The sequence below is a fragment of the Pseudoflavonifractor sp. An44 genome, assembly GCF_002161675.1.
In the GTDB taxonomy this organism is placed as follows: Bacteria; Bacillota; Clostridia; order Oscillospirales; family Oscillospiraceae; genus Enterenecus; species Enterenecus faecium.
Map to the genome: position 1 here is coordinate 1 of NZ_NFIH01000013.1, position 20,484 is coordinate 20,484.

The window sequence follows — 20,484 nt, forward strand, 5'->3', positions numbered from 1 at the left end:
AACTTCATTTGGACGAATCCTCAATCCGTTGATTCTCGTTCGACTTGCATGTGTTAAGCACGCCGCCAGCGTTCATCCTGAGCCAGGATCAAACTCTCAATAAAATGGTATCTAAACGGCTTTCACCGCTTAAATCAATTTTATTGAAGCTAATCTCTTAACTTCAAAGATATGAATTGATGAGACCCTTCATTTCACTGTGTTTACCAGTTTCCATGAAGGACTCGTGTCCTTCTGGTGCTTTTCGTGTTTCTCATTGTTTAATTTACAAGGTACAAACCGCTCAAACAAGCGGAGCCTTATTATATCAGGCTCGCTCTTGGTTGTCAAGCACTTTTTCAAACTTTTTTCAAGTTTTTCTTTCGTGCTGTCATCCAACCGACTCGCTCGAACTTTTGTATCATATCACGCCGTTTCGCTCTTGTCAACACCTTTTTTGAACTTTTTCTCAACTTCCTGTTGGATTTCCGTTCCGGTGTTGCCCCTGCGTCAGGCGCTCAGTTAATATACCAAATCCATCCCCACTTGTCAACACTTTTCTTCGCCTTTTTTCGAGTTTTTTCGAACTTTTTCCTCAGGCCCCAGATATGGTGGTTTTACTCCCCCTCTACCACTATTTCCTCCGCCCCCTTGGGTACCAGGGCACACAGAACCGCCAAGGCCAGATTCCCTATGGGCCATACAATAATAGGTAGCATCTCCGTCCACCCCGTAAAGGCCACCGCGATCCCCAGGAGCACTCCCAGTACCGGGCCCTTCCCGTCTCTCCATACCCGGGCCAGCAGGCCCGCCCACACCAGGTCACAGATGAGCCACAGGGCGGACAGCAGCCCCTCCAGGCGGGCGCTCTCCCCCATGACTCCTGTGGTGACAAAGAAGGGATGGGGCAGCTCCCCGGCGGCATTGCCCAATACCCCCCGGGTGAGAGCCGCCAGAGCCACCCCCAGCAATCCCGCCAGCAGCAGCCACCGCCCCACCGGGCCGCCCTGCCGCTGACGGGGGGATACCTTATATAAATAGGGAAGCACCCATACCGCCATGGCCACGGTGCCCGCCGCCATGAGGGCGGAGGTCCAGCCGCTGCCCTGCCGGGTCCACAGGTAGGACACGGTGACCTGGGGGATGGCCAGCAGCCCTACTGCCACCAGGGCAGCCACCAGCACCATCCAGTAGATCTCCCCGCTCCGGAAGAAGGCGGCACACTTGCCCCAGCTCATCCATAGGACGGGCAGGGCCAGCAACAGCAGCAGCCAGCCGGACACCCCTTGGCTGCCCCCCACCAGCTCCACCCGCCGGGCACTCTGCACCAGCACATGGCCCAGCACCACCACCGACCAGAGGCAATAGATGCCCCGGAGGACCACGCCGTACCCGCCCCGGCACAGGGGCTTGTCCCCCTGGCGCAGCATCAGCCAGCGCAGCAGAGGCACCGCTGCCGCCGTGCCCACCAGTCCCCATGCCCAGTCCACCACACCGGCCTGGGACGCCGCCAGGGACAGCCCCGCCAGGGTCACCGCCGCCAGCACCTGGCGCAGGGACAGCTCTTTGCCTGTGTTCACGCCTCATTCCTCCCACTTACACCACCCGGTCTGTGCCAGGCGGCCACCGCTCTGCCCCACGCAGGGCAACTCCACTTGCCCCTGGGTGGTGAGGGTGGCCAGCGCCGCCGCCACCGTGGGGGCCTTGATTCCCTGATTGGTCAGGAGGGTCAGGTCCCCCTCCGGGTCGCTGCAACCCTCCAGCACCTCGCCCACCGGGTCCAGGGTCACCCACACCGTGGCGGTGGAGCCCAGCTCCTCGTCCCCCAGCACCTGGACCAGCACCTCATGGAGGTCCACGTCTGCCCCCACCACCAGATAGGACACCGAGGTGAGGGTGAGCTCCTGCTTGGCACACCAGGGGGCTTGTTCCAAGGCGGCGGCAAAGTCCACCCCCTCACAGATTCCCCCGATGGGGGTATCCTCCCCCTCGTCCAGGCCGCACACCGCCGTCAGCTCCACCGGGCCGGACCCCGCCACCCCCAGCACCCGCACCAGGGCCAGTTGGTCCGGCTCCCGGGCGGTGGGGGCGCAGCCGCACAGCACCAGGGCCAGAGACAGGGCCAACATCCACATCCGTTTCAACCTTGATTCCTCCTGTTCTGGGGATTGAGGTACCGGGGCCGGGTCTTCACCCAGGGCAGAGGCTGGCGGAACACCACGTGCCCCCGCTCCCCGCTGCCTCCGCAGGAGGCAAAGGGGGTGAGATAGGCCACCCCGAAGCTCTCCAGGGAGGCCAGGTGGTACACCAGGGCCATCCCCGCCAGCACCAGGCCCACCAGTCCCGCCACCCCGGCAGCCAAAGCGATGCCAAACCGCCACAGCCGCAGCGCCCCGGAGAAGTCCTGGCTGGGGGCGGTATACCCGGCTATGCCCGCAATGGCCACCATCACCAGCACCGCCGGGGACACCAGCTTGGCCTCCACCGCCGCACTTCCCACCACCAGGCCACCCAGGATGGACACCGTCTGCCCGATGGCGGCGGGCAGACGCAGCCCCGCCTCCTGCACCACCTCAAAGGCGATGAGCATCACCAGCACCTCCGCCAGGGTGGAAAAGGGCACGTCCGCCTTGGCGGAGATGATGGACAGCATCAGCTTCACCGGGATGAGCTCCGGGTGGTAGAGCACCGCCGCCACGTAGAGCCCCGGCAAAAACAGGGTCACCAGCATACACAGATAGCGCAGCACCGACAGGGCCGAGGCCACCATCCAGCTGGTGCTCCGGTCCTGGCCCGTGCGGTAGAAGCTGTCCAGGGTGGCGGGGAACAGCCAGCCCATGGGAATGCCGTCCACCAGCACCCCCACCCGCCCCTCGGCCAGCCCCGCACAGAAGCGGTCGGGCCGCTGGGTGTACAGGCTCATGGGGAAGGGGGTGCGAGTCTCCTCCCCCACCATATACTGCTCCAGGTTCCCCGTCATGAGCATGGCGTCAATGTCGATGGCCGCCACCTGCTCCTCCACCTGGCGGGCCAGCTGGGGGTCGGTGATACCTTTTATATAGAGAACGTCCACCGGGGTCACCGACTGCCGCCCCACAAAGGTCTCCCAGATGCGCAGCTCCGGGGCCCGGAGGCGGCGGCGCACCAGGGAGGTGTTGGTGCGGATGGACTCCACAAAGCAGTCCATGGACCCCTTCACGTCCGGCTCGTTGTCCGGGGGCGAGATGGACCGCTTCTCCTCGGTGGCGGTCATGAGGGTGAGCACCTTGTCTTTTCCCGGGAAAAACAGGGCCACCCAGCCGTTGACCAGGTCAAAGACCACCTGGTCGGCGGTGGTGCGCTCCTCCACCGCCAGGGAGTACAGGCACCCCTTGGCCATGCGGTCGTAGGCCTCGTCCAGAGTGGCCACCTCCGCCAGGTCCTTGCACTGGGTCAGGGGGCGGAGCACGTAGTCACTGGCCCGCTCGTTGCGCACCTGTCCCACAATGTAGAGCATCTCCACCGCCCGCTGAGGGTCGTCCCCCAGGTAGAGGGTGCGCCGCCCGAAATCGGCACACCCCTCAAAGACCTGGGCGATGCCGTCGGCGGTGAGGGGCACCGTCACCCGGGGCTCCCTTCGGGGGTGGGGCGGCGGTATTTGTTGGTGTCCCATGGGATTGCATTCCCCCTTTCATAAATTCCAGTATGCCGCCCTCCCCTCCCTTTTATACACTTCCTCCAATTCCCTCTTTACCATACCATTTTACTAGGAAAACACTGGACGAGCACCCAGGGGTGTGGTAGAATATCCACAGAGTCCACGCTGTGTGTGGAAATTTAGAACAAAGGTGATACCATGATTTACACAATCATCGCCCTGGTGCTGCTGGTGGCAGACCAAGTGGTGAAATACCTGGTGCGCACGGGCATCGACCTGGGCCAGTCCATCCCCTTCATCCCCCACCTGCTGGACCTGACCTTCGTACGCAACACCGGAGCCGCCTTCTCCATGTTGAAGGAACACACCTGGGTTCTCATTCTCATCTCCGCCGTGGTGGTGGTCGTCGTGGCAGTGCTCACCGCCCGGAAGGTGTTCCAGGGCTGGCTGGGCCTCACCGCCGCCATGCTGGTGATGTGCGGCGGCATCGGCAACCTCATCGACCGAGTGGTGCTGGGCTACGTCACCGACATGTTCCAGACCACCTTTATGAACTTCGCCGTGTTCAACCTGGCCGACTGCTACATCACCGTGGGCGTGGTGCTCCTGTTCATCTATGTGCTCTTTTTCTACCCGGAATCTGACACCAAGGAGGTGGACCCCCATGCTGGCTGCGACCTTCCCGGTGACGGTCACTGAGCCGGGCCGGGCCGATGCGGTGCTGTCCGCCGCCGTGGACGGGCTCACCCGCTCGGCGGCCCAGAAGTGGATGGAGGAGGGCCGGGTCACCTTAAACGGCAAGCCCGTGAAAAAGAACGCCCCCCTCAAGCCGGGGGACACCCTGCTGGTGTCCCCGCCCCAGCCCCAGGACATTGACCTCATCCCCCAGGATATCCCCCTGGACATCGTCTACGAGGACGACGACGTGGTGGTGGTCAACAAGCCCGTGGGGATGGTGGTACACCCCGCTCCGGGCCATCCTGACGGCACACTCGTCAACGCTCTGTTATATCACTGCAGAGAATCACTCTCTGGAATCAACGGAGAGCGCCGTCCGGGCATTGTCCACCGCATTGACCGGGACACCTCGGGGCTGCTCATCGTGGCCAAGAACGACAAGGCCCATCTGGCTTTGGCCGCTCAACTGCAAGACCACTCCCTGTTCCGCCTCTACCACGCCGTAGTGGTGGGGGGCTTTAAGGAGGAGTCGGGGACGGTGGACGCCCCCCTGGCCCGGCACCCGGTGGACCGGAAACGCATGGCGGTATGCCGCACCGGAGAGGGCCGGGAGGCCATCACCCACTGGCAGGTGGTGGACAGCCAAGGCGGCTACTCTCACATCACCTGTCGGCTGGAGACCGGGCGCACCCACCAGATTCGAGTCCACATGGCCTCCATCGGTCACCCCCTGGTGGGGGACCAGGTGTACGGCTCCAAGAAGCCGTTCCCCGGCCTTGTGGGCCAGTGCCTCCACGCCGCCTGCCTCACCTTCACCCACCCCACCACCGGGGAGCGCATGACGGTGGAGGCCCCGCTGCCCGACTGGTTTACCAAGACCCTCCAGCGGCTACACTTAACTTGACCATTTCCCCATCCACACCCAGAAAGGAATGATATCTATGAATCATCGCAAGGTTGCCATCATCGGCTGCGGCTTCGTGGGCGCCTCCATCGCCTTCAGCCTCATTCAGAAGGGGCTGTTCTCTGAGATGGTGCTCATTGACGCCAACCACGAGAAGGCGGAAGGCGAGGCCATGGACCTCAGCCACGGCCTGCCCTACCTCTCCCCCATGGAGATTTACGCCGGAACCTATGAGGACGTGTCCGACTGCGCCCTGGTCATCATCACCGCCGGGGCCAACCAGAAGCCCGGGGAGACCCGCCTGGACCTCATCGACAAGAACGTGGGCATCCTCAAGTCCATCATCCCCCAGATCACCGCCCGCCCCTTTGAGGGCATGCTGATGATCGTGTCCAACCCCGTGGACGTGCTCACCTACGCCGCCATGAAGATTTCCGGCTATCCCGCTCACCGGGTGTTCGGCTCCGGCACCGTGCTGGACACCGCCCGGCTGAAGTTCCTGCTGGGCCAGCACCTGGACGTGGACAGCCGCAACGTCCACGCCTTCATCATCGGCGAGCACGGGGACAGCGAGCTGGCGGTGTGGAGCGGCGCCAACGTCTCCGGCGTCCCCTTGGAGCGGTTCTGCCAGTTCCGGGGCCACAACGACCACGCCGGAGCCACCCAGCGCATCTATGAGGGGGTGCGGGACAGCGCCTACGAGATCATCCAGCGTAAGGGCGCCACCTACTACGGCATTGCCATGGCGGTGGCCCGCATCGCTGAGTGCATCGTCAAGGACCAGCGGTCGGTGCTCCCCGTGTCCGTGTGCCTGGGCGGGCAGTACGGCCTCAACGGCCTGTGCCTGTCTATCCCCTCCATTGTGGGTCGCCGGGGTGTGGAGCAGATTTTGGAGATCCCCTTGAGCGAGGAGGAGTCCAACGCCCTGCACGCCTCTGCCAAGCAGCTGCAGGAGGTCATTGAGCACCTCAATCTGTAATATTTCCAAATGAGAACCGGGAATGCAGGTGAACACTTGCATTCCCGGTTTCTTTTTTGGTAGCCTCTGTTTCTCCGATTTCTCGGGTATACACCTACGCCCCCGGTGGGGACGCTCCGCTGGGGTGACTTTCTGCCGCCAGAAAGTCACCAAAGACCGCCAAAGGCGGGGCCTTCCCCCGCCTTGTGGAATCCACCCCGCCGGTACTGGGTGTCCCTGCGTCCTCCTTTTTGCGGCCCTTGGCCTGGTGAGGTCACATGGATGGCACGGCAATTCTATTGTCAGTCTCAGCTTCTATGGCAAATAAACTTCTACCTCCAGGGCCTTACCCTGGTGAGCCGCTGTTCCCAGCTAACGAACATCTGGCTCCCGGCGGCGGGAACGCCGCTTCTCCAAGGTAGGCCCGGACGTGGAAACCACCCAGCCATAGGGCCAGCTGCCCCGTGTGGCCTGGTGTGGTGGCAGAACTAGGCGTCACAGCAAGGGTGACGGGCCGAATTTAGACTTGACGCAGGCCCAGCCTCGTACCCAAAGGGAGGTCCTTAGGGGGGAACGCCCTAAGCGGGTTTTGGTTTCTTTTGCCCGCTCAAAAGAAACCCCCAGCGGGTAGCGTCCCCACCAGGCTGGCAAGCCGGAACCATGGGCGGTTAGACCGACACCCCCTCCCTTTGCATAAGGGGGTCTTTTTGTTTCCCCCTTGACATTGTATCCCCCCTGTGATACTCTAACTGTACTAGGACAGCTAGTACAGTTCATACAGCTGAGAAAGGCGGTGAAGGCGGTGTTACATCTCAACTACCGAGACGGGCGGCCCATCTACGAACAGGTGAAGGAGGGGCTGCGGCAACTGGTGATCTCCGGGGCCATTCGCCCGGGGGATAAGCTGCCCTCGGTGCGGTCCATGGCGGCCCAGCTGGCCATTAACCCCAACACCATTCAAAAAGCCTACGAGGCGTTGGAGCAGGAGGGGTACGTGTACTCCATCCCCGGCAAAGGCAGCTTTGCCGCCGACCGCTCCGAGGTGGAGGACAAACGGCGGGAGGAATTGCTCGCCCAGCTATCCAAGGTGGTCCAGGAGCTGCGGTTTCTGGGGGTCACCGATGAGGAGATTTCCGCGGCGTGCGGACGGAAGGAGGAAGCCCCATGATTGAGGCAAAAGCAGTGAGTAAATCCTTTGACGGATTTCTAGCTTTGAACGATTTGGACATGACGGTGCCCAAAGGCTCCATCTACGGCCTGGTGGGCCCCAACGGGGCGGGCAAATCCACCATTCTCCGCCACCTGTGCGGGGTGTACCGCCCGGACGGCGGTGTCATCACCATTGAGGGCCAACCCGTATACGAAAATCCCACCATCAAGGAGCGCATGGTGGTGATTCCCGACGATGTGTACTACTACGGCTCGGCTTCGGTGCGGGAGATGATGAAGTTCTACCGGGGCATGTACCCCACCTTTTCCATGGAGCGATTTGAAAAGCTGGCGGAGGCCTTCCCCGAGGTGGACCCCAAGCGGCCCATCCGCCGCATGTCTAAAGGTATGCAGAAGCAGGCAGCCTTCTGGCTGGCCATGAGCTGCTGCCCGGACTACCTGCTGCTGGATGAGCCGGTGGACGGCCTGGACCCGGTGATGCGCCGTCAGGTGTGGTCCCTGCTGATGGGAGACGTGGCGGAACGGGGCACCACGGTGCTGGTGTCCTCCCACAACCTGCGGGAGCTGGAGGACGTGTGCGACCACGTGGGTATTTTGAGCCATGGCCAGGTGGTCATTGAGCGGTCCCTGTCCCAGCTCCAGGGCACCACGGTGAAATTGCAGGTGGCCTTCCCCGACGGGGTGCAGCCCGGGCTGCCCCAGGGGATGGAGGTGCTCCACCAGTCCCAGTTGGGCCGGGTATACACCTACATTGTCCGGGGCCGTGCGGACGAGGTACAGCAGCAGGTGGAGGCCATCCACCCCCTGTTTGTGGAGGCGCTGCCTTTGAGTTTGGAAGAGATCTTTATCTATGAGATGGGAGGGAACGACTATGCGGTGCGGGACATCGTTTTATAATGGGACCTTGGGCAAACAGCTCACCCTGCGGTTTTGGCCCCTGATTGCTCTGTATACGGTCATCTGGGCCATGTTTCTCCCCTTTGTGGCCATCACCACCCCCAGCCCCCTCCCCGATACCTGGGAGTCGCCAGAGTACATCCTCTACAATGTAAAATATGTTTTCCAGTGGGTCCCCCTGTTCCTGGCTGTGGGCTTTGGGGTGCTGGTGGCTATGGCGGTGTGCAGCCACCTGTACTCCACCCGCTCGGCCAACTTTACCGCCGCCCTGCCCCCCAAGCGCACCGCCATGTTTGCCACCCACTACCTCACCGGCCTGCTGTGGCTGGTGGTGCCCTTCCTGGTCATGGCCGCCATCGCCATGGCAATCTACCAGGTGAAGCTCCAGGATTTCACCACCGTATTCCAGGTCTTTGGGCCGGGCATGTCTATGGGCGTGGGGCTGCTGCTGTTTTTCTACTCCTTCGCCATGCTGTGCGGCATGCTCACCGGGCATCTGCTGGCCCTGCCCGCCTTTTACGCCATCTTCAACGGTCTGGTGGGGGGCGTGTGGCTGCTGCTCACCGCCATCTTCCAGGAGTTCTACTACGGCTATCCCGGCAACGTCTCCGTTGTGCCCGCCTGGGTGGCGTGGTGCACCCCTGTCTGGAACATCTTTTTCCAACATGCTACCCCGGACGGATTTGACCCCCTGGTGGTGGCCGTATACGCTGGGGTGGGTGTCCTCATGGCCCTGGGGTCCTGGCTGCTCTACCTCAAGCGGCCCATGGAGCGGGCCGGGGATGTGGTGATTTGGGCGGGTCTGCGCCCGGTGTTCCGCTACGGCGTGGCCCTCTGCTCCGGCCTGACCCTGGGCTCCTTTACCCGCATTGTGCTGAACCTGGGCCCCCTGGGTCTGGCGGTTTCTGCTATTCTTTGGAGTGTAGCGGGCTGCTTCGTGGCCCAGATGTTCCTCACCAAGTCGGTACGGGTGCTGCGGTACTGGAAGGGAGCGGGCGCCGTGGCCCTGTCCTTTGCCGCCCTGTTCGGGGTGATTCAACTGGACCTCACCGGGTACGAGACCCGGGTGCCAGACCCCGACGACGTGGCGTCTGTCTCCATCTCGGGCCTGGACAGCCTCCCCCGGGACACTGCCTCCAGCTTCCTGCACATCTCCACCAGTGACTCGGAGGCCATTTCCCTGGTCACCCAACTCCACCAGCAGTTGGTGGACCAGTTTGACACCAACGACTTCGACTGGTCCTGTGATTCCTCCACCACCCTGGACCTCTCCTACACCCTGGCCAACGGGACCCGGATTTCCCGCTCCTATCTCGTGCCCCTGTACGTGGAGGAGGAGAGTCAGCCCGGCACCATCACCTACCTGGCCCATGAGATCGTCAACAACCGCGATCTGATGCTTCAGTCCTACCTCTTCCCGCAAATGGCGAAGAACGGGTATCGGCTCACCGGCGTAGAGCTGTATGAGGAGTATGCTGTCGATTCCTCTAGTCTATCCGCCTCGGAGGCCCGCAAAGTCTACAAGGCGCTCCTCCAGGATATTCAGGAGGGCAATCTGCCCCACGGTCTGTTTGAGTACGACAATATCGTGATGCGCCTGGACCTCCTCTGGATCAGTCCTGACGTCAACAGCGCTTCCTATTATGGCGCCGCTGCCTCCGACATCCACTATATTAATGTGTGCCTCACCGAACAGGCGGAGCACACCCTGAAGGTATTGGAGGAATTGGGGTACTGATTCTCCACAAAAGCAGCCCCGGGAACATGTCTGGTTGACATTTCCCCGGAGCTGGAGTAAAATACACATAGATAAGGGTGCTACCGGCAGACGGCTAGCCCCCGTGGTTTTGGTTAAGAAGTAACCGCACGCTTGGAGGCAGGGCGGTTACTTCTTTTTACCTTGCAACAAGACAAGAAAACTGACAATCAAAATGCCAATCTGAATCAAATCAGAGTATGTCACATAATTCATCAGTCATCCCCCCTTTCCGGGGGGACTAAGAAGCACCCCCCGTTTATGTATAAGGGGGCGTCACCGCCTACCGATGCTGGTAGCACCAAAGACAGAATATCATAAATTGTGCTGTGACACAACACCCGGAGGAGGGCCACGCCATGACACCCAAGGAAGAATTTCTGGAGATCTTTCAAACCCACATTCACCGGGAGGGTTCCGCCGAGCTGCTGGACTACCTTTTAAATAAGAGCGACTTTTTCACCGCCCCCGCCTCCGCCCGCTTCCACGGCTCCTATGTGGGTGGGCTGTGCGAGCACTCGGTGAATGTGTTCCGCTGCCTGGAGGACTACCTGGCCCGCCCCCGCACCCGGGACGTGTACCAGCTGGACTACCCCATGGAGTCGGTGGCCATCGTGGCCCTGCTCCACGACCTGTGCAAAATTGGGTGCTACAAGGCAGGCACCCGCAATGTGAAAAACGACACCACTGGCCAGTGGGAAAAGGTGCCCACCTTCTTCTTTGAGGACAAGCTCCCCTACGGCCACGGGGAGAAATCGGTGTACATCATCTCCGGCTTCATGCGCCTTTCCCGGGAGGAGGCCATGGCCATCCGCTGGCACATGGGCTTCTCCGGCACCGAGGACAACCGCCTGGTGGGTCAGGCCTTCCAGCAGTTCCCCCTGGCCTTTGCTCTGGCCACCGCCGACATGGAGGCATCCTACTTCCTGGAAAAGACCTAAACAATCAGCCCCGGCTGCCACATGGCAGCCGGGGCTTACATTATTTATATATTCCATCCAAAATCTCAATGACCTGGGCCACCGCGTGGTCGTCGGTGTGGCCCACCAGCCTCGCCCCCCAGTCCTTCACCGGCTGGGCGCAGTTGGCGGGAGCAAAGGGAATGGCGGACACCTCCAGCATGGGGATGTCGTTCTGGTTGTCCCCCATGCAGTACACGTTCTCCGGCTTGATGCCCAGCAGCTTGGCCACATAGGCCACCATGGTGCCCTTGTTGGCCCCCTTGGCGGTGACCTCCAACAGATAGGGGTTGGAGAAGATCACCTCGTAGTCCTCCCCCCAGTGGGAGAGGAGATACTCCTGGGCCTGGACCAACATGGGGTGGTCCTGCTCCACAATCACCTTGGTCCAGGGGGTGGGCATCTGGTCCACCCCGCACTCCTGGTACGGCACTCCCACCCGGTTGAGGTGTTTCAGCGTGACCACGTTGGGGTTGTAGACGTAGATCTCCTCCCCGTGGTAGGCCTCAAAGGACAGGTCCGGGTACTGGGCGCACAGCTGGGCCATGTGTTCCCGGGCCTTGTGGGGCAGCTGGCTCTCTTTCACATACCGCCCCGCCTGGAAGTCATAGATTCCCGCCCCGTTGGACACCACCACCGGGGCGTTGAACTCCAGGTGTTCCTTTTCAATCTGGGGGGCAAAGGTGCGCTTGGCCCGGCCAGTGGCGATGGAAAACCGTCCGCCCTCCTGCATAAAGTACCGGATGGCCCGGTGATTCTCCTCCGACACCGTGAGGTGTTGATTATATAAGGTGTCGTCGTAATCAGTGTAGAGCAAAACCCCGTCAAACTTGCCCATGGGTATTGGCCTCCTTGTCATTCGCGTCTTATTTTCCACAATTTTATCGCCCCCCACCCAAACTTGTCAACCCCGGTCAATTTTGCCCTGATTCTGTCAGAAAGCAGATTTTTCCCCCGAAAGAGGTTGAATTTTTACCATAATTTTTCTTGCGCGGAAGGTATAAATCAAATTCAAGTCCGAATTTGACACAAAAAAACCCTTGACGGGAAGAGAAAAAGCGTGTAGGATATGACTTGTAACTGATTTGTAACTATTGAAATTTATTTGTTACCAATTCGAACTTGGGAGGGACGTTCCGTGAGGAACTGGCATCTGGACCGCGTACACAATTCAATGGCATCCCTTCGCCGTGTTTCCGGCAACGCCGCCCAGCAGGTGAAGAACCACCTGAAGGGCGCCGCCCACCGAGCCAGGGCTACCACTTACCTGTGGAAGCTCAGCGCTGGCTCCGTGGTCGCCGAGTACAAGGCCACTGCCCGGGTCACCCGTGCCGCCTGCAAGGCCAAGATGGCTCCGGTCGCCGCTAAGGTAGCTCCGGCTGTCGCCGCTTGCAAGGCCAAGGCCGCTCCCGCCGCCCAGGTGTGCAAGGAGAAGGCCGCCAGCGCCGCCATGGTCTGTTCCGACCTGGCCCGTGTGGCTGGTGTCAGCTCCTACCGCTCCGCCCGTAAGAACTGGGATAAAGCCTCCGAGTGGGGCAAGGAGAACTGGGAGAAGGCCGGCGTCGTGGCCAGCCGCGTGCGGGTCCGTGTGGACCGTCACCCCGTCTCTCCCCTTCTGTACATCACCCTGCTGTGCGTCGGCATCGGCGCTGTGGCTTTTAATGGCATGTACACCAAGGCCTATGTGGCCTATGTCAACGGCGAGGAAGTGGGCGTGGTCTCCAGCGAGGAAGAGCTGAGCAGCATCGTGGGCAACGTGGAGACCCGCGTGGCCAGCGTGCTGGGCGAGGAGTACAGCTACGATGCTGAGATCACTTTGGCTCCCACCTACCTGGATGCCGGTACCCAGACCAATGCCCGGGCCGTGGAGGATGCCCTGTTTGAGGACACCGGGGCCATGATGAATGCCTATGCCGTGTCCGTGGATGGCCAGGAGCTGGGCTACGCCCAGACCAGCGAAGAGCTGCAGACCATGCTGGACAACGTCACCGAGCCCTACCTCAATGAGCAGACCGTGGAGCACCACTTCACCCAGGACGTAGAGATCTACGAGGTGGAGGTGCCCTCCAACACCCAGTTTACCCCCGACACCCTCCAGTCCACCCTCTCCGGCAACAAGGAGGAGGCGGAGTACGTCACCGTGGAGCGTGGCGATACCTTTAACCGCATTGCCGAGGCCGCTGGCCTCACCGGCGACGAGCTCCAGGCTCTCAACCCCGACGCCGACAGCAGCCAGCTCGCCGCGGGCGATCAGCTGCTGGTGAAGCAGGCTGTGCCCATGCTCACCGTGGAGACTGTGGTCACCGAGACCTATGAGGAGACCATCCAGAGCCCCGTGGAGTACGTGGACAACCCCAACCTGTATGAGGGTACCACCCGCCTGAAGGCCGCTGGCCAGGACGGCGTGGAGAAGATCGAGGCCCGCATTACCTGCATCAACGGCCAGGAGACCCAGCGGGAAGAGGTGTCCCGCACCACCGTGCAGGAGGCCACCACCACTTACATGTACCAGGGCACCAAGGAGAAGCCTGCCACCGCTTCCACCGGTTCCTTCATCTGGCCTCTGTCCGGTACCATTACCTCTCGGTTCGGTTACCGTAATATCTTCGGCAGCACTTCCTTCCACTCCGGTCTGGATATTGCCGCTCCCTATGGCACCCAGATCTCTGCTGCTGACGGCGGCACCGTCACCTTCGCCGGTTGGCGTGGCAGCTACGGCCAGACCGTCATCATCACCCATGACGACGGCACCGTCACCTACTACGCCCACTGCTCTTCCCTGCTGGTCAACGCCGGGGACAAGGTGTATCAGGGCCAGGCCATCGCCCGGGTGGGCATGACCGGCACCGCTACCGGCTATCACTGCCACTTCGAGGTGCGTGTAAACGGCAAGAGCGTCGATCCTGAGAATTACCTGTAAGACATTCAAAGCGTGCTGTGAGAACATCTCACAGCACGTTTTTTCTGCCTTCTTACCGGAAGCAAGCTCAAGAAGGTGCGTCCTTCTCTTTTTTCGTATCAGGCTTGCCAGCCTGGTGGGGACGCTACCCGCTGGGGGTTTCTTTTGAGCGGGCAAAAGAAACCAAAACCCGCTTAGGGCGTTCCCCCCTAAGGACCCCCCTTGGGGTACGAGGCCGTCCATGCGTCAAGGCTATGTTCGGCCCGTGCCCCTTGCTGTGGCTCCTGTTTGTGCCACCATACCAGGCTACCTTGGGCAGCTGGCCCTATCATCAGGTGGTTTCCACGTCCGGGCCTACCCTGGAGAAGCGGCGTTCCCGCCGCCGGGAGCCAGGCCCCCGTTAGCTGGGAACAGCGGCACACCAGGGAAAGGCCCTGGCGGTAGAAGGACGCATGAACAGAGAAGGAAATACAAACCATAGAACGGCAAGCCATCTATGTGACCCCACCGGGCCAAGGGCTGAAAAGAGAAAGACGCAGGGACACCCAGTACCGCGGGGTGGATTCCACAAGGCGGGGGAAGGCCCCGCCTTTGGCGATTCTTTCCCCGATTTCTCATCGGGGAGAAATCGGGCCCAGCGGAGCGTCCCCGGCGGGGGCGCTGGTCTGCGCCAAGGAAATCGGAGAAGGACAAGCCCTCCTCAGCCAGGCGGCTATCCGCCTTCTTCCCCGAAGGAGGCTTTCCCAGCGGAGCGCCCCACTTGACAAAATCGAACAAATGTATTATCATACTCCTAGAACATCGGTTCGACAAATTTCGAGGAAGAGTCGTTTATGGGACTGTATTTGTGAGATACTGGACACAAATACAACAAGGAGGATTGTCTATGGAGACCACATTTTACACCGTACCTGCCCGGAGAGTGACCATGAGCAGCGTCGCCCCGGCCTATGAGAATGCCCCCACCCGGGAGCTGGTGTGTCTGTCCCGGCAAGCCCCCGCCCACGCTGGCAAGACCGGACAGATCATCGACTTTACCGCCTGGAAGCAGGACCACGACCTGGACACCCAGCAGCCCCAGGAGGTCCTGGAACCCCAGGCTCCCCGCCCCGCTGGCCGGGCCTCTGGGCTGTGGTGGCTGATGCAGCACGGGGAGTGGGTGGCCACCCTGTCGGTGATCGGGGCCATGCTGCTGCTGAGCCTCCGCATTCTGGTGGCATAATATTAAAGTTGACGGAAAATAAAAAAATCAGGAAAAATCCCTTTACAATTGGGGTATGATTATGATATGCTATTCGAGCATTTTGATGCACACCCGTCAGCTTAGTTTCGGGACATTGCCCGCTTGTTACGCGGGGGATTCACCCGCCCGATACTCAGCGTCCGGGCAGAATACAAGAAAGGTGGAAACTACCCATGATTCGCAAGGACCAGAAGACTGCCGTCATCGAGGCCAACCGCACCCACGAGACCGATACCGGTTCTCCCGAGGTTCAGATCGCCATCCTCACCGCCCGCATCCAGGAGCTCACCGAGCACCTGAAGGTGCACATCCACGACAACCACAGCCGTCGTGGCCTGCTGAAGATGGTCGGTAAGCGCCGCAAGATGCTGGACTACCTGGCTAAGAAGGACATCGAGCGTTACCGCGCTATCATTGCCAAGCTGGGCATCCGTAAGTAAGTTTTTTCAAATAGGGCGGCGTGAACCTCACGCCGCCCTTGCCTCTATTCCCCGCCATCTGCTGGAGCCTATCCTTTTAGCAGTTGAACATGGGTCTCACCAATAGGAGGGGCCTGTGTTCAAGTGCTAAAGTGTGATCGCTCCAGCTGGGCCCAAAGAAAAGGAGTGTATCAACCTATGTCTACCATCATCAAGCACAAGGAATTTGTCAACCACAAGGTGTATGAGACTGTGGTGGCTGGCCGTCCCCTGAAGATCGAAGTGGGCAAGATGGCCGAGCTGGCCAACGCTGCCGCTATGGTCACCTACGGTGAGACCAGCGTTCTGGTGGCTGTCACCGCCTCCCCCCGTCCCCGGGACGGCATCGACTTCTTCCCCCTGTCCGTGGACTTCGAGGAGAAGCTGTACGCCGTGGGCCGCATCCCCGGCTCCTTCATGCGCCGGGAAGGCCAGCCCTCCCTGCCCGCCGTGCTGGCCAGCCGTCTCATTGACCGACCCATCCGCCCCCTGTTCCCCACCGACCTGCGCAACGACGTGGTGGTCACCTGCACCGTCATGAGCGTGGACTATGACTGCTCTCCCGAGGTCACCGCCATGATCGGCGTGTCCGCCTGCCTGTCCTACTCCGACATTCCCTGGAACGGCCCCATCGGCTGCATGGAAGTGGGCTATGTGGACGGCCAGATCGTCATGAACCCCACCCGTGAGCAGAAGCACGCCTCCCAGATGGACGTGACTGTGGCCGCCACCATGGACAAGGTGGTCATGATCGAGGCCGGCGCCAAGGAGATTCCCGACGAGATCATGTACGAGGGCATCGTCAAGGCCCACGAGGAAATCCGCCGTCAGGTGGAGTTCATCAACGGCATTGTCGCCGAGATCGGCAAGCCCAAGTTCGAGTATCAGCACGCCTCCTTCAACCAGGAGCTGTTTGACGATATCGTGGCCAACTTCATGGACGAGGCCAAGGCCGCCATGGACACCGACGACAAGAACGTCCGGGAGCAGCGCTGGAACGCCATGATCGACCACTGGCACGAGAAGTATCTGGAGACCTATCCCGATATGGACCAGTACCTGGAGGAGTTCACCTACAAGTTCCAGAAGAAGATCGTCAAGGCCTGGCTGCTGGAAGGCCACCGTGTGGACGGCCGTGCCAAGAACGAGATCCGTCCTCTGGCCGCCGAGGTGGGCGTTCTGCCCCGTGTCCACGGCTCCGGCCTCTTTACCCGTGGTCAGACTCAGGTGCTGTCCGTGTGTACCCTGAACACCCTGGCCGCCTCCCAGAAGCTGGACACCATCTGGGAAGAGGAAGAGAAGCGCTACATGCACCACTACAACTTCCCCGGCTACTCTGTGGGCGAGGCCCGCGGCGCCCGTTCCACCAACCGCCGCGAGAAGGGCCACGGCGCCCTGGCTGAGCGCGCTCTGGAGCCCGTGATTCCCAGCGTGGAGGAGTTCCCCTACGCCATCCGTGTGGTCAGCGAGGTTCTGTCCTCCAACGGCTCCACCTCTCAGGGCTCCATCTGCGGCTCCACTCTGGCTCTGATGGACGCCGGCGTGCCCATCAAGGCCCCTGTGGCCGGCATCTCCTGCGGCCTCATCCAGGACGACGACGGCTCCTTCACCACCTTCATCGACATCCAGGGCGTGGAGGACTTCCACGGCGAGATGGACTTCAAGGTGGCCGGTACCAAGAAGGGCATCACCGCCATTCAGATGGACCTGAAGAACGACGGTCTGTCCCACGCCATCATCAAGGAGGCCCTGGAGATCACCCGGGACGCCCGTTTCGCCATTCTGGACGAGATCATGCTGCCCTGCATCTCTGAGCCCCGGGCTGAGGTCAGCGAGAACGCCCCCAAGATGATCAAGATGAAGATCGACGCCGACAAGATCCGCGAGGTCATCGGTTCCGGCGGCAAGGTCATCCAGAAGATCTGTGCCGACACCGGCGCCAAGATCGACATCGAGGACGACGGCACCATCTTCATTGCCGGTGTGGACAAGGCTTCCTGCGAGGCCGCCAAGAAGACCATCGAGACCATCGTGTTTGTCCCCGAGGTGGGTGCTCTGTACTACGGCAAGGTGGTGCGCATCCTCCAGTTCGGCGCCTTCGTGGAGCTGGCTCCCGGCAAGGACGGCATGGTGCACATCTCCAAGCTGGCCAACCGCCGCGTGGAGAAGGTGGAGGACGTGGTGAACATCGGCGATATGATCTGGGTCAAGGTCACGGACATTGACGAGAAGGGCCGTGTGAACCTGTCCTACAAGGACGCTCTGCGGGAAATCGAGGCCAAGAAGGCCGCTGGCGAGCCCATTAAGTAAAAACCTTCAACAAGTTTTCCAGGCGCTGTGGAAGTTTTTCCACAGCGCCTTGGATTTTTTGAATGATTAACGAAGAATGAAAAATGAAGAATGCAGGCCCTTTAGCGTCTGCCAACTCCAGATCCTCCCTCTGGGATGGAGCCTTACGCCTATTTTTCGGTCTCTGCCTCAAATTGGAATCCGTGCCGCTTGCGGCACACCACAATTATTCATGATTCATTCTTTCATGATTCATTCCTCTGCGCTGGGCGCAGAGGAAAAAATTTTCTCCCCGAAATCTGCTGACAACGACACCCCGGTTTGCTATACTAGAGGTGGAAAGATGTCAACCCTGTGTTTATAGAGATAGGAGGTTTTTTCCTATGTGGATATCACCCCACGCAGAGGAGTTTTTCGGGTGCCTGGCTCCTCTGCTGGCCTCCAAGGAGGTCAATGCCATGCGGCAATGGCGGCACCACTTCTCCGTGACCTGCTATGAGCACTCCCTGTTTGTGGCCTACATGGCCTACCGCATCGCCCAGCGCTTCGGCTGGGACTGCCGGGCCGCCGCCCGGGCGGGACTGCTCCACGACCTGTACCTCTATGACCCCGCAGACCGCAACGCCCATCCTGGCAACCAGTGCCTGGACCACCCCGTGTTTGCCCTGCGCAACGCCCAGGCCCTGTGCCCCGACCTCAGCGACCGGGAAGCCAACGCCATCGTCTCCCACATGTTCCCCCTGGCGGTGCATCTGCCCCGCTCTCGGGTGGCCATTGCGGTAAACCTGGCGGATAAGCTGTGCGCCACCATCGAAGTGGCCCAGCTGTATCGCATCATTCCCCTGCGCCGTCGGCTGATGGCCCGGGTGGGTTGCTGCTGAGTCTTCCAGAAACTGTATTTTATCTGTGTTAAATTTTCCCCGGTCTGTTGCCCATTTCACAGGCCGGGGGGAAATTTGTATGCTTCTTTTGTGTAGAAGGAAGGATTTTGGACAAATTTCAATTTCCCTCTTCAAAAACCGGTGGATTCTGATATAATATTTTAGATGCATTTTGTCAGCGATTGTGGTGGGCGGGCAACGCCCCGTCCCGGCACTGGATACCCCTACCATACATCACACACAGAGAGGAAGTACAACAATGATTTCTCACGGTAAAGATCTGAAAATCTTCTCCGGAAGCTCAAACCGTGCCCTGGCCGAGGCCATCTGCCGGGACCTGAGCATTCCCCTGGGCAGTGCCGAGGTGGGCGCCTTCTCCGATGGAGAGAACTTTGTCTCCATCCATGAGACCGTCCGTGGCTCCGACGTGTTTGTGGTTCAGTCCACCAGCTCCCCCGTCAACGACAACCTGATGGAGCTGCTGATCATGATCGACGCTCTCAAGCGGGCCTCTGCCGGCCGCATCACCGCCGTCATCCCCTACTTTGGCTACGCCCGTCAGGATCGTAAGACCAAGCCCCGTGACCCCATTTCCGCCAAACTGGTGGCCAACCTGATCACCCGGGCCGGCGCCGACCGTGTGCTGACCATGGACCTGCACGCCAACCAGATTCAGGGCTTCTTTGACATCCCCGTGGACAATCTGCTGGGCTCTCCTGTGTTTGTGGACCACTTCCTGCGCCGCTTCGCCGCCGTCCACGACGAGACCATGGTGGTCTCCCCCGACGTGGGCTCTGTGGCCCGTGCCCGTGCCTTCGCGCAGAAGCTGGACATGCCCATGGCCATTGTGGACAAGCGCCGTCAGAAGGCCAACTCCTCCGAGGTGATGAACATCATCGGCGAGGTGAAGGACAAGCACGTCATCCTGCTGGACGACATGGTGGACACCGGCGGATCTCTGTGCCACGCCGCCCAGGCTCTGGTGGACATTGGCGGCGCCAAGTCCGTCACCGCTGCCGCCTCTCACGGCGTGCTCTCCGGCCCTGCCATTGAGCGCATCAATGCCTCTGTGCTGGACGAGGTGCTGTTCCTGGACACCATCCAGCCCCGGGAGGACATCGCCGAGGTGTGCCCCAAGATCAAGTATCTGTCCGTGGCTCACATGTTCGCCGAGGCCATTGCCCGCATCTACGAGGAGCGGTCTGTGTCCAAGCTGTTCCAGTAATCACGCTCATTTGGGGGCTGTTGCAGGCTGTGCCTGCAACAGCCCTTTTTCTTCTCTTTTGGGAAAGAGGGCCTTCCACCATTGCCCTGGTGAAAACCAGCGCCCCCGGTGGGGACGCTCCGCTCTCCAAAGGTGCCCCTGAGTCAGGGGAGCTGGCACCACAGGCGACTAAGGGCTTGTCCTTCTCCAGGTTACCAGCACAGCCTTGCCAGCCTGGTAATTTGCTCCGCAGGGTGGCTTTCTCAGCGATGAGAAAGCCACCAAAGAATCGCCAAAGGAGGGGCCTTCCCCCTCCTTGTGGAATCCACCCTGCCGGTACGAGGCTGTCCTTGCGTCAAGGTGATCTTCGGCCCTTGGCCCGGTGGGGTCACATAGATGGCATGGCAATTCTATGGGTAGTGCCTGCTCCTCTGTCAGCGTGTACTTCTACCCCCGGGGCCTTACCCTGGTGTGCCGCTGTTCCCAGCGGCCGATGGCCTGGCTCCCGGCGGCGGGAACGCCGCTGCACCAAGGTAGGCCCGGATGTGAAAATCGCCCGGCCATAGGGCCAG

General features: G+C 60.8%; 18 protein-coding genes and 1 rRNA gene. 13 read left to right on the top strand and 6 right to left on the bottom strand.

Annotated elements, in window-relative coordinates; genetic code table 11:
- The 4 genes from B5F98_RS12735 to B5F98_RS07350 all read right to left on the bottom strand — a co-directional run.
- A 16S ribosomal RNA gene (locus B5F98_RS12735) occupies positions 1 to 104 on the bottom strand; the annotation flags it as partial.
- A gap of 492 nt (positions 105 to 596) precedes the next feature.
- The gene (locus tag B5F98_RS07340; protein ID WP_087370968.1) at positions 597 to 1,559 is read right to left on the bottom strand and encodes a hypothetical protein; all 963 of its coding nucleotides are present in this window, start codon (positions 1,557 to 1,559) and stop codon (positions 597 to 599) included.
- 3 nt (positions 1,560 to 1,562) lie between these two features.
- On the bottom strand, positions 1,563 to 2,123 hold the full coding sequence (locus B5F98_RS07345) for a hypothetical protein (protein ID WP_087370970.1): 561 nt from the start codon (positions 2,121 to 2,123) through the stop codon (positions 1,563 to 1,565).
- A complete protein-coding gene (locus tag B5F98_RS07350) occupies positions 2,120 to 3,631 on the bottom strand; it encodes a spore germination protein (RefSeq protein ID WP_087234258.1) in 1,512 nt (503 codons plus the stop codon). Before B5F98_RS07350 ends, B5F98_RS07345 begins: the two co-directional genes overlap by 4 nt.
- 183 nt (positions 3,632 to 3,814) lie before the next feature.
- Here B5F98_RS07350 and lspA point away from each other — a divergent pair, with 183 nt between their 5' ends.
- The 7 genes from lspA to B5F98_RS07385 all read left to right on the top strand — a co-directional run bounded on the left by lspA (position 3,815) and on the right by B5F98_RS07385 (position 10,920).
- On the top strand, positions 3,815 to 4,315 hold the full coding sequence (lspA, locus tag B5F98_RS07355; RefSeq protein ID WP_087234260.1) for a signal peptidase II: 501 nt from the start codon (positions 3,815 to 3,817) through the stop codon (positions 4,313 to 4,315).
- A complete protein-coding gene (locus tag B5F98_RS07360) occupies positions 4,281 to 5,198 on the top strand; it encodes an RluA family pseudouridine synthase (protein ID WP_087370973.1) in 918 nt (305 codons plus the stop codon). The genes lspA and B5F98_RS07360 overlap by 35 nt, the downstream gene beginning before the upstream one ends.
- A 28-nt stretch (positions 5,199 to 5,226) precedes the next feature.
- Entirely contained in the window at positions 5,227 to 6,177 is a 951-nt protein-coding gene (locus tag B5F98_RS07365; protein ID WP_343219401.1) for an L-lactate dehydrogenase, read from the top strand.
- A gap of 781 nt (positions 6,178 to 6,958) precedes the next feature.
- Positions 6,959 to 7,324: a GntR family transcriptional regulator gene (locus tag B5F98_RS07370; RefSeq protein WP_087234266.1), complete on the top strand. Its 366-nt coding sequence runs from the start codon at positions 6,959 to 6,961 to the stop codon at positions 7,322 to 7,324.
- A complete protein-coding gene (locus B5F98_RS07375) occupies positions 7,321 to 8,223 on the top strand; it encodes an ABC transporter ATP-binding protein (protein ID WP_087370979.1) in 903 nt (300 codons plus the stop codon). Before B5F98_RS07370 ends, B5F98_RS07375 begins: the two co-directional genes overlap by 4 nt.
- Positions 8,198 to 9,961 (top strand): hypothetical protein, encoded by a 1,764-nt coding sequence (locus B5F98_RS07380; protein ID WP_087370982.1) that lies wholly within the window; start codon positions 8,198 to 8,200, stop codon positions 9,959 to 9,961. The genes B5F98_RS07375 and B5F98_RS07380 overlap by 26 nt, the downstream gene beginning before the upstream one ends.
- 377 nt (positions 9,962 to 10,338) lie before the next feature.
- A complete protein-coding gene (locus B5F98_RS07385) occupies positions 10,339 to 10,920 on the top strand; it encodes a hydrolase (RefSeq protein WP_087370986.1) in 582 nt (193 codons plus the stop codon).
- 40 nt (positions 10,921 to 10,960) lie between these two features.
- Here B5F98_RS07385 and B5F98_RS07390 read toward each other — a convergent pair whose 3' ends face one another.
- Positions 10,961 to 11,776: a Cof-type HAD-IIB family hydrolase gene (locus B5F98_RS07390; protein WP_087370988.1), complete on the bottom strand. Its 816-nt coding sequence runs from the start codon at positions 11,774 to 11,776 to the stop codon at positions 10,961 to 10,963.
- A gap of 336 nt (positions 11,777 to 12,112) precedes the next feature.
- Between B5F98_RS07390 and B5F98_RS07395 the strand changes: the two genes are divergently transcribed.
- The 4 genes from B5F98_RS07395 (at position 12,113) to B5F98_RS07410 (ending at position 17,848) form a co-directional block, all read left to right on the top strand.
- Positions 12,113 to 13,858 carry a M23 family metallopeptidase gene (locus B5F98_RS07395; protein ID WP_087370991.1) on the top strand — a complete coding sequence of 582 codons (1,746 nt, stop codon included), beginning with the start codon at positions 12,113 to 12,115 and terminating at the stop codon, positions 13,856 to 13,858.
- 865 nt (positions 13,859 to 14,723) lie between these two features.
- A complete protein-coding gene (locus B5F98_RS07400; protein ID WP_087370993.1) occupies positions 14,724 to 15,059 on the top strand; it encodes a hypothetical protein in 336 nt (111 codons plus the stop codon).
- Positions 15,060 to 15,253: 194 nt separating this feature from the next.
- Positions 15,254 to 15,520: a 30S ribosomal protein S15 gene (gene rpsO / locus B5F98_RS07405; protein WP_087232405.1), complete on the top strand. Its 267-nt coding sequence runs from the start codon at positions 15,254 to 15,256 to the stop codon at positions 15,518 to 15,520.
- A 177-nt stretch (positions 15,521 to 15,697) separates the two neighbouring features.
- Entirely contained in the window at positions 15,698 to 17,848 is a 2,151-nt protein-coding gene (locus tag B5F98_RS07410) for a polyribonucleotide nucleotidyltransferase (RefSeq protein ID WP_087370996.1), read from the top strand.
- Here the strand turns inward: B5F98_RS07410 and B5F98_RS13465 are convergent.
- Positions 17,841 to 17,963: a hypothetical protein gene (locus tag B5F98_RS13465; RefSeq protein ID WP_275532891.1), complete on the bottom strand. Its 123-nt coding sequence runs from the start codon at positions 17,961 to 17,963 to the stop codon at positions 17,841 to 17,843. The two genes, B5F98_RS07410 and B5F98_RS13465, sit on opposite strands and share 8 nt — an antisense overlap.
- Before the next feature lie 247 nt (positions 17,964 to 18,210).
- Between B5F98_RS13465 and B5F98_RS07415 the strand changes: the two genes are divergently transcribed.
- Complete coding sequence (locus tag B5F98_RS07415; RefSeq protein ID WP_087370999.1) at positions 18,211 to 18,708, top strand: HD domain-containing protein; 498 nt, start codon at positions 18,211 to 18,213, stop codon at positions 18,706 to 18,708.
- A gap of 259 nt (positions 18,709 to 18,967) precedes the next feature.
- The gene (locus B5F98_RS07420; RefSeq protein ID WP_087371001.1) at positions 18,968 to 19,933 is read left to right on the top strand and encodes a ribose-phosphate pyrophosphokinase; all 966 of its coding nucleotides are present in this window, start codon (positions 18,968 to 18,970) and stop codon (positions 19,931 to 19,933) included.
- The last annotated feature ends 551 nt before the right edge of the window (positions 19,934 to 20,484 follow it).

Excerpts from the sequence above, each read along its gene's own strand:
- B5F98_RS07375 (WP_087370979.1), top strand. The coding sequence starts at position 7,321 with ATGATTGAGGCAAAAGCAGTGAGTAAATCCTTTGACGGATTTCTAGCT.
- B5F98_RS07365 (WP_343219401.1), top strand. The coding sequence starts at position 5,227 with ATGATATCTATGAATCATCGCAAGGTTGCCATCATCGGCTGCGGCTTC.
- B5F98_RS07410 (WP_087370996.1), top strand. The coding sequence starts at position 15,698 with ATGTCTACCATCATCAAGCACAAGGAATTTGTCAACCACAAGGTGTAT.
- lspA (WP_087234260.1), top strand. The coding sequence starts at position 3,815 with ATGATTTACACAATCATCGCCCTGGTGCTGCTGGTGGCAGACCAAGTG.
- B5F98_RS07400 (WP_087370993.1), top strand. The coding sequence starts at position 14,724 with ATGGAGACCACATTTTACACCGTACCTGCCCGGAGAGTGACCATGAGC.
- rpsO (WP_087232405.1), top strand. The coding sequence starts at position 15,254 with ATGATTCGCAAGGACCAGAAGACTGCCGTCATCGAGGCCAACCGCACC.
- B5F98_RS07390 (WP_087370988.1), bottom strand. The coding sequence starts at position 11,776 with ATGGGCAAGTTTGACGGGGTTTTGCTCTACACTGATTACGACGACACC.
- B5F98_RS07420 (WP_087371001.1), top strand. The coding sequence starts at position 18,968 with ATGATTTCTCACGGTAAAGATCTGAAAATCTTCTCCGGAAGCTCAAAC.
- B5F98_RS07395 (WP_087370991.1), top strand. The coding sequence starts at position 12,113 with ATGGCATCCCTTCGCCGTGTTTCCGGCAACGCCGCCCAGCAGGTGAAG.
- B5F98_RS07380 (WP_087370982.1), top strand. The coding sequence starts at position 8,198 with ATGCGGTGCGGGACATCGTTTTATAATGGGACCTTGGGCAAACAGCTC.
- B5F98_RS07385 (WP_087370986.1), top strand. The coding sequence starts at position 10,339 with ATGACACCCAAGGAAGAATTTCTGGAGATCTTTCAAACCCACATTCAC.
- B5F98_RS07415 (WP_087370999.1), top strand. The coding sequence starts at position 18,211 with ATGTGGATATCACCCCACGCAGAGGAGTTTTTCGGGTGCCTGGCTCCT.
- B5F98_RS07360 (WP_087370973.1), top strand. The coding sequence starts at position 4,281 with ATGCTGGCTGCGACCTTCCCGGTGACGGTCACTGAGCCGGGCCGGGCC.
- B5F98_RS07350 (WP_087234258.1), bottom strand. The coding sequence starts at position 3,631 with ATGGGACACCAACAAATACCGCCGCCCCACCCCCGAAGGGAGCCCCGG.